The organism is Bradyrhizobium algeriense (assembly GCF_003062295.1).
In the GTDB taxonomy this organism is placed as follows: domain Bacteria; phylum Pseudomonadota; class Alphaproteobacteria; order Rhizobiales; family Xanthobacteraceae; genus Bradyrhizobium; species Bradyrhizobium algeriense.
Genome location: NZ_PYCN01000039.1, coordinates 38,197 through 46,163 on the forward strand (window position 1 = coordinate 38,197; position 7,967 = coordinate 46,163).

7 protein-coding genes and 1 pseudogene are annotated in these 7,967 nt (G+C 61.6%); 1 reads left to right on the plus strand and 7 read right to left on the minus strand.

Translation table 11 applies throughout. From position 1 onward, the window contains the following. Window position 1: 1 nt before the first annotated feature. From C7G61_RS37265 to C7G61_RS37295, 7 genes and pseudogenes are all read right to left on the minus strand, one after another. The gene (locus C7G61_RS37265) at window positions 2-265 is read right to left on the minus strand and encodes a VirB3 family type IV secretion system protein (protein WP_108522659.1); all 264 of its coding nucleotides are present in this window, start codon (window positions 263-265) and stop codon (window positions 2-4) included. Further along, window positions 265-561, minus strand: a complete 297-nt coding sequence (locus tag C7G61_RS37270) for a TrbC/VirB2 family type IV secretion system protein (RefSeq protein ID WP_244608648.1) — start codon at window positions 559-561, stop codon at window positions 265-267. The genes C7G61_RS37265 and C7G61_RS37270 overlap by 1 nt, the downstream gene beginning before the upstream one ends. A gap of 23 nt (window positions 562-584) precedes the next feature. After that, window positions 585-1,553, minus strand: a pseudogene (trbB, locus tag C7G61_RS37275) (P-type conjugative transfer ATPase TrbB). A 129-nt stretch (window positions 1,554-1,682) separates the two neighbouring features. Then, a complete protein-coding gene (locus C7G61_RS37280; protein WP_108522661.1) occupies window positions 1,683-2,117 on the minus strand; it encodes a CopG family transcriptional regulator in 435 nt (144 codons plus the stop codon). A 9-nt stretch (window positions 2,118-2,126) separates the two neighbouring features. Continuing rightward, on the minus strand, window positions 2,127-4,121 hold the full coding sequence (locus tag C7G61_RS37285) for a conjugal transfer protein TraG (protein ID WP_108522662.1): 1,995 nt from the start codon (window positions 4,119-4,121) through the stop codon (window positions 2,127-2,129). 619 nt (window positions 4,122-4,740) lie between these two features. Continuing rightward, a complete protein-coding gene (locus C7G61_RS37290; protein WP_244608644.1) occupies window positions 4,741-5,415 on the minus strand; it encodes an SDR family NAD(P)-dependent oxidoreductase in 675 nt (224 codons plus the stop codon). Window positions 5,416-5,892: 477 nt separating this feature from the next. Continuing rightward, window positions 5,893-7,071: an ABC transporter substrate-binding protein gene (locus C7G61_RS37295; RefSeq protein WP_145963758.1), complete on the minus strand. Its 1,179-nt coding sequence runs from the start codon at window positions 7,069-7,071 to the stop codon at window positions 5,893-5,895. Window positions 7,072-7,074: 3 nt separating this feature from the next. Here C7G61_RS37295 and C7G61_RS37300 point away from each other — a divergent pair. After that, window positions 7,075-7,967 (plus strand): IS110 family RNA-guided transposase (locus C7G61_RS37300; RefSeq protein ID WP_108522664.1); only part of this gene is annotated, 893 nt, incomplete at its 3' end.

A 7,967-nucleotide genomic window follows, 5' to 3' on the forward strand; every position in this document is an offset into this window, starting at 1 on the left:
CTCACACATTCAGATGGATTGGGATGCGCAGATGGCGTCTTGCAGTCTCGACAAAGAGCGGATCGCGCTTCGCGGCCCAGACGGCAGCGGCATGACCGATGGCCCAGATCAGGAGGCCCGCGATCCACAGCCGCAGGCCGAGGCCGAGCGCAGCGGCAACGGTGCCGTTGACGATGGCGATCGCACGCGGCGCGCCACCGAGCAGGATCGGTTCCGTCAGCGCGCGGTGCACCGGAATTGCAAAACCTTCAACCGGCCCGTCCATCAGATCAGCACTCCGCCGCCGAATGAGAAAAATGCCAGGAAGAAGCTCGAGGCTGCGAACGCGATCGACAGACCGAACACGATCTGGATCAGGCGGCGGAAGCCGCCGGAGGTGTCGCCGAAGGCGAGCGTAAGGCCCGTGACGATGATGATGATCACGGCCAGAATCTTGGCGACGGGCCCCTCGACCGACTGCAGGATCTGGTTAAGCGGCTGCTCCCACGGCATGTTGGAGCCAGCGGCCTCTGCAGTGGGCGAGATCGCCACGGAGCTGAGAGCTACCGGAACAGCTATCATCGCGCTTCTCAATGTGACGCCGTTCATGATGGGTCTCCTGCGGGTGAAATGAGGTAGTCGCCCTCGGTCGTCAGGCCATCGACACGCGCGAGTTCTGTCAGCCGACGGTCTGCGCCGCGGCCGGAGAGAACCGTAATCACGTCGATGGTCTCCGCGATCAGCGCGCGCGGCACAGTGATGACGGCTTCCTGGATAAGCTGTTCGAGGCGGCGAAGGGCGCCAAGCGCCGTGCCGGCGTGAATGGTGCCGACGCCACCGGGATGGCCGGTGCCCCAGGCCTTGAGAAGGTCGAGCGCCTCGGCCCCTCGCACCTCACCGATCGGGATTCGGTCGGGGCGTAACCGGAGCGAGGAGCGCACGAGGTCGGACAGCGAGGCGACACCATCCTTGGTGCGCAGCGCCACGAGGTTAGCCGACTTGCATTGGAGTTCGCGCGTATCCTCGATCAGCACGACGCGATCTGCAGTTTTTGCAATCTCGGCCAGCAGCGCATTAGTCAGCGTGGTCTTGCCGGTCGAAGTACCGCCGGCCACGAGGATGTTTTGACGGTCCCGGACAGCGTTCCGCAGCCCTTCAGCCTGAGCGGCTGTCAGGATGCCGGCGGCGACATAATCGTCGAGCGTGAAGACGGCCACCGCCGGCTTGCGAATGGCAAAGGCTGGAGCGGTCACCACGGGCGGCAGCAACCCCTAAAAACGCTCTCCCGTTTCGGGCAACTCGGCCGAGACGCGGGGACTTGCCGGATGCACCTCGGCGCCGACGTGATGGGCAACGAGCCGCACGATGCGCTCGCCGTCGGCTGCGGCGAGACGCTCGCCGGTATCTGTCATGCCCCCCGACAACCGATCGACCCAGAGCCGGCCATCGGGATTGAGCATGACCTCGACGATCCCAGCGTCTTCGAGCCAGGCCGCTATCGCCGGTCCGAGCGCGGTGCGCAACATGCGTGCACCACGCGAGACCGCCTCGGACTGAAAGGAATGAACTGCCATGCTTGCCCCCAAGGTCGCCGAGATATGAGCTCGGCGGTGGGGATCAGTAGAAAAGGCAGGTTACGCGCTCGTGCAACAAGCTCAAATCAGTCGGCGTGCCGTGGCGTAGCAAAAGAAAAGATCGCGGGATCACTTATGAGGAACGGTTTGCGACGTTTGCGCCGGATCGATGTCGAGCGAGATCTCCTGGGCCAGGGTCTGGCCCCTGGCCAGCCGGCGCCCGAGGGCTTCGACAAACCCCTCATACCGCTCCCGGCCCTTGGCCTGCGCAGCGGGCTGCGCCGTATCAGGCAGCGGCGGCGTTGCCGTCAGCCAGAACCGCACGAACAAGGCCAGCGCTTCATTTGAAATGGTGATATGACGCTCCAGCCGCTCGACGTGCCGGGTCAGCCGGTCAAGGCGACGGCCGAGCGCCGCTTCCATCCGCTCCGAATTATCCGGCGACAGGAATGAGGCCAGCGCAGTTTCGACGATGAGCGCCTGAGGTACTCTCTTGCGGTTGGCATGATCGGCGAGCTGGCCCGCAAGGTCCGGAGGCAAACGAAACGTGTGCTTGGTTCGCATTATCTCATCCTAGAGGTCGAGGCCGTCGCCTGGATCCATCGCGGCCTGACGCGCCAGACCGGGAACGTTCATGCGCAGCACACGCGCCCGTATGGCGTCACTGTCGCCCTCATCTTCCGTGAAGTCGAACTCCGGTGGAGGCTTCAAGGCCTCTGGCGCGATATTTTCATGCTCGGGAAGCTCCGGCTCAGGGCGAATGCCGGAGTTTGCGGTAGATTGCCGAGCACCCGACAAGCTTGCCGGCTCGGCAACGTTTGAATTCTGCGGAGCTGGCTGCCGGCTCCAATCGTCTGTCGCTGCCCTACCGTCGCGGTCGAGGGAGCTTGAGTTTGGCGGTGGTAGCACGCGCTCGGTCAAACGTGGATCCTCAAAATACCTCGCCTTCTTGGCGCGGATCGGTGGCACGCCGGAAACCAGCACCAGCTCGTCCTCGGGCGGAAGCTGCATCACCTCGCCGGGCGTTAGCAATGGCCGCGCGGTCTCCTGTCGCGAAACCATGAGATGGCCGAGCCACGGGCTAAGCCTGTGACCGGCATAGTTCTTCATCGCCCTTAATTCCGTGGCGGTCCCAAGCGCATCCGAAACCCGTCTGGCCGTACGCTCGTCATTGGTCGCAAAGGAAACGCGCACATGACAATTATCGAGGATCGCGTTATTCGGCCCGTATGCTCTTTCGATCTGATTGAGCGACTGCGCAATAAGGAAACTCTTGAGCCCATAGCCCGCCATGAAGGCGAGCGCCGATTCGAAGAAATCAAGCCTTCCCAACGCCGGAAACTCGTCGAGCATGAGCAGCAATCGATGCCGGCGGCCCTTGGCCTGGAGTTCCTCGGTGAGACGACGACCGATCTGGTTGAGGATCAGCCGCACCAGCGGCTTGGTGCGGCTGATGTCGGACGGAGGTACAACGAGATAGAGCGTCGTCGGCCGATCGTCTTCAACGAGATCGCGGATACACCAATCACAGCGGCGCGTCACCTCGGCAACAACAGGGTCGCGGTAGAGGCCGAGGAAAGACATCGCGGTCGAAAGCACGCCGGACCGTTCGTTCTCGCTCTTGTTCAATAGCTCCCTCGCCGCGGACGCGATCACTGGATGGGTCCCGGCTTCACCGAGATGCAGCGTGGTCATCATCGCGCGGAGCGTGGTTTCGATTGGCCGTTTCGGATCGGACAGCAAACTCGCAACACCGGCGAGCGTCTTGTCCTGCTCCGCATAGAGGACGTGAAGGATGGCTCCGACCAGTAGCGCGTGGCTGGTCTTCTCCCAGTGATTGCGCCGTTCCAGCGAGCCTTCGGGATCGACCAATACATCGGCCACATTTTGCACGTCACGAACTTCCCACTCCCCTCGCCTCACTTCCAAGAGAGGGTTGTAGGCTGCACTCCTTGAGTTGGTTGGATCAAACAACAGCACCCGGCCGTGTTGGGCGCGAAAACCGGACGTCAGGGTCCAGTTTTCACCCTTGATGTCATGAACGATGCAACTTCCCGGCCAAGTCAGGAGCGTGGGGACAACAAGGCCGACACCCTTGCCGGATCTGGTCGGCGCGAAACACAGCACATGCTCCGGTCCATCATGCCGGAGATATTGTCCCGCCACACGCCCGAGGATCACGCCGTCTACCCCGGCGAGGCCGGCACCTCGAATGTCAGTCAGGTCCGCCCAACGCGCAGAGCCGTATGTGGCCGCCGTCTCCGCCTCCCGAGCTCGCCAGACCGACATCGCAAAAGCAACGACGATCGACATGATTCCGCCGGAGGCCGCGACACATGCCCCTTCGACGAACACTCCAGGTGCATAGGCATCATAGGCGTACCACCACCAGAAGAAGGCTGGAGGCAGATAGATGGGAACGCCCGGCGCGAGCTCAAACCAGGGCTGTCCGAGTTGCGACTGAAAGCCGAGCCGCCATGCTGTCCACTGCGTCGCGGCCCACATCGTGATCAGCACGATAGTCAAGACCAGGGCGACCTGGCCCCAAAGTATTCTGGTTGCGGACATGGGATGGAGTATCAAATGAGTCCGCGATCCTCAGGCAAGCCATCCTGCCGTTTGCGAGTATTTTCGGATATCCGGGCGAGCAGATTGGTGCGTCAGTCGCCGAGCGTCGTAGGAATCGCAGCCCGCACGTATCGCGAAAGGTGTGAAAGCGGACTTAGCCCTGGCATCGGACGAGATAGTTGTCCCCCTTTCGCCTGCCGGTGGCCTGGGACGCAGCGCTTAGCCTCCTTGCGGTCGGCAGGTTGATCGGGCGGCTCCAACAGACTGGCGGCCTGAAGCAAAGCTCGCCGGTAATCGAAGAGCTGATGTCGGCTTCACTTCCGATACTGTTGCAAAAGTCTTTTCGCGGGATGGGACTCAAATTCTCCGAGCCGTAGGCGCGGCGATTGAAAAATGATGTGGGGGACCACGCCTCCATGCGCCAAACTCACAGGCGATTCCGGTAGCGTTTGAGGCCGCATTGATCGGCGACTATCGCTTGTTTCGTGCTTTGGCGGAAAATTAGCAGCAGCGCCTTTTGGGACTTTTGCAACACTATCCTTCCAGTAGCGGACAGTCCAACAGGGTGTTGGAATGTCCGCTTCGTGCCAAGAAGCGGTGCTGTGAGCACATGCGAGAGCTAGCGTCGCGGCGTTCGTCCGCGTATACGGTCGAAGCCCTGCTTGATCTCTGCGAAGCGCTTGTCGATGAACGGTTCGTGCTCAGTATCGGTGAAAATGTAGGGCCAGTCATTTTCGATGGCCTCGCGAACCAGTTCGCCCACATAGAGCGGATCAATGCCGTTGTTGATCCGTTCCTGCAATGCCTTGATGAACTCGGCGCGGGGTCCTTCTGTCGGCGGAGGGTTGCCGACAGCCCCAGCAAATCGCTGCGGCACGTTGCGCCGAGAGTTCATGATCTGCGTGCGGATGACGCCCGGACACAGAACGGATACCCCAATCTTCCTCGGCGCGAGCACGTTACGCATCCCCTCGGACAGCGCCACCACTCCATATTTGCTCACATCGTACGCCAGACTTGGTCCCGCAATCAGTCCGGCGACGGACGCCGTGGAAACAACCTGCCCTCCTTCGCCGTGCGCTTCGATCAGCGGACCGAAAATCTCGAAGCCCCAGATCACCGACATCAGGTTGACGCCGAGAACCCAGTTCCAGCCTGCATCAGTCCACTCACCATAGGTGCCGCCGCCGCCCACGCCCGCATTGTTGACCAATATGTGGATTCTGCCATACCGCGCGACGGTCGCGTCCGCTGCCGCCTGAAGTTCGCCTTTGAGCGAGACGTCAGCTTTCACGCCATCGACATCGACGTTGGTCCGTGTCTTCAGGTCCGCGACCGCTGACCTTCACCCCCGCCTGAGACAGCGCGGTCGCGATCCCCAGTCCGATCCCCGAGGCAGCGCCTGTCACGAATGCGGTCTGTCCAGCCAAGTCTCTCATGCGCTTTCCACCTTGCTTTCACTCAACAAATTCGCCCGCCAGACTGCGCCGCAGAGTGCCGCAATGAACTCGCGTTATCTCATGTCCCACGCCCCAGCGCCAAGCCTAGAAATAACCGATCGCTAGTTTCAAACTAGCACATTGGAAACCGGTTGGATAACGAGGGACAGGGTCGGTTTTCGGGAGCGCTGGCTCCACGCCGACGATGACCGCTCAGGGTCAAACTGAGAAGTCCGGGCGTTCAACCGGGAGGTCGGCTTTACCCCCAACTCCGGACGTGGCCTTACACTGCGCAAATTGACGCTTTGTGCCAAAACCGGAAGTGACAAGCCTTATTCGATCACCTCGTCAGCACCGGCGAGAATGGACGCCGGAATCTCGATACCGAGCAGTTTCGCTGTCTTGAGATTAATGAGAAGCAGGAATTTGGTGGGCTGCTCAATAGGAAGCTCGGCCGGTTTAGCGCCTTTGAGAATTCGATCGACATAGTGGGCGCCGCGCCGCGCCAAGGCGGCGTAGTCTGGGCCGAAAGAAATTAATCCACCGGCTTCCACCCTCTCTCGGGAGCCCGCCAAGTAGATCGACGGCAGCCTAGCTTGCGCCGCAAGTTCGGACACGCGGCTCGTTGGGGAGTTAAGCATCGGGTCACCCGCTATGTATAAAGCTTCCGCCCCTCGCGCTTTAGCGGCGGCAATTGCGCCAGGAATTTCCTCAGCTTCGCGCATCTCGATAATGTCGAGCTGAAAGCCGAGCTTGTCGGCCGCAGGTAGGTGTTCCCTTGGGAAAGTCAGCCGATGGATGTCGTTTGAAGGATTGATAAAAGCTGCCACGCGCTTCGCTTGTGGCAAGAGCTCCCGAAGAAAGCCAAGGGCCTTCCCGCCGAAACCGCCCGGGACCAGCGTGGCGACACCAGTCAGGTTTCCGCCAGGGCGAGCCAGGCTTGACGCAAGTCCCAAACCGACCGGATCGGCGACGAAGAGCATCACAATTGGTATCTCGGAGGTCGCATCCTTAGCGGCGCGCACGGGCTGAGGAGCGAAGGCGACCAAGAGATCGGGTTTCGATCGCACAAGATCGGCGGCAAGCGCCGGTAGCTGATCGAAGCGACCACCCGCACCCTTACGCTCGATGACGATGGTGCTACCCTCGACCCAGCCGAGCTTACGAAGCTCGTCCAAAAAAGCGTCATTAATGTTGCCGCTGCACGAGTGGGTGCACAGCATTCCGAAACGCGGCACCCTCGGCGCTGCTTGGGTTTCGGCAGCCGACGCGAAAACAAGCAGCACAACTAGAAGGACCAGCACCGTGGTGGTAGATCGTCTCATTCGATCACCGTGTCTTCGCAAAGATGACGCGATCGCGAGGCCGAGCGCCTTGGCCCCGGGAAGTCTAAATGATAGCAGCTTCAGGCCGACCGGCGGATCACAATTGTCCGTTAATGGAATGGTCCGGCCGTGCTCCGGCCCTGCCAGTACGAGAAACTGGCAAGGGGCGCTCAAGACGAGGAGCACGCCATGTCTCAGAAACTCAACGCAGCGATCGCCGTGATCGGCATCGATATCGGCAAGAACTCGTTCCACCTCGTGGGTCATGATGACCGCGGCGCCATCGTGCTGCGGCAGAGGTGGTCACGCGGCCAGGTGGAAACGCGGCTCGCCAACCTGCCGCCGTGCCTGATCGGTATGGAGGCCTGCGTCGGCGCGCATCATCTCAGTCGAAAACTCCAAATGCTTGGCCACGACGCCCGCCTGATGCCGGCGAAATACGTGCGCCCCTATTCGAAGGGACAGAAGAATGACTTCCGAGATGCAGAAGCCATCGCCGAGGCGGTGCAACGCCCGACCATGAAGTTCGTCGCGACCAAGACCGCCGATCAGCTCGATCTTCAGGCGCTGCACCGCGTCCGCGAGCGGTTGGTCGGTCAGCGTACTGGCGTCATCAATCAGATCCGTGCGTTCCTGCTGGAGCGGGGCATCGCCGTGCGGCAAGGCCTGCATTCCCTGCGGTCCGAGTTGCCGCGTATCCTCGCGACGCGCACCGATGTGCTCTCGCCTCGCATGTTGCGCATCATCGAGGATCTGGCGGGAGACTGGCGCCGGCTGGATGCGCGGATCGAGGGGCTATCTAGCGAGATCGAAACGCTGGCCCGTCAAGATCAGGCCTGCGAGCGACTGATGACGGTGCCCGGCATTGGCCCGCTTATCTCGAGCGCAATGGTGGCCGCGATCGGCACCGGAGAGGTGTTCTCGAAAGGCCGCGACTTCGGCGCCTGGCTTGGACTGGTGCCGAAGCAGATCTCGACCGGCGACCGCACGATCCTCGGCAAGATATCAAGGCGCGGCAATCGCTACCTGCGCGCGCTGTTCGTGCAAGCCGCGTGGGTCGTGCTGGTCAAGGTCAAGTGTTG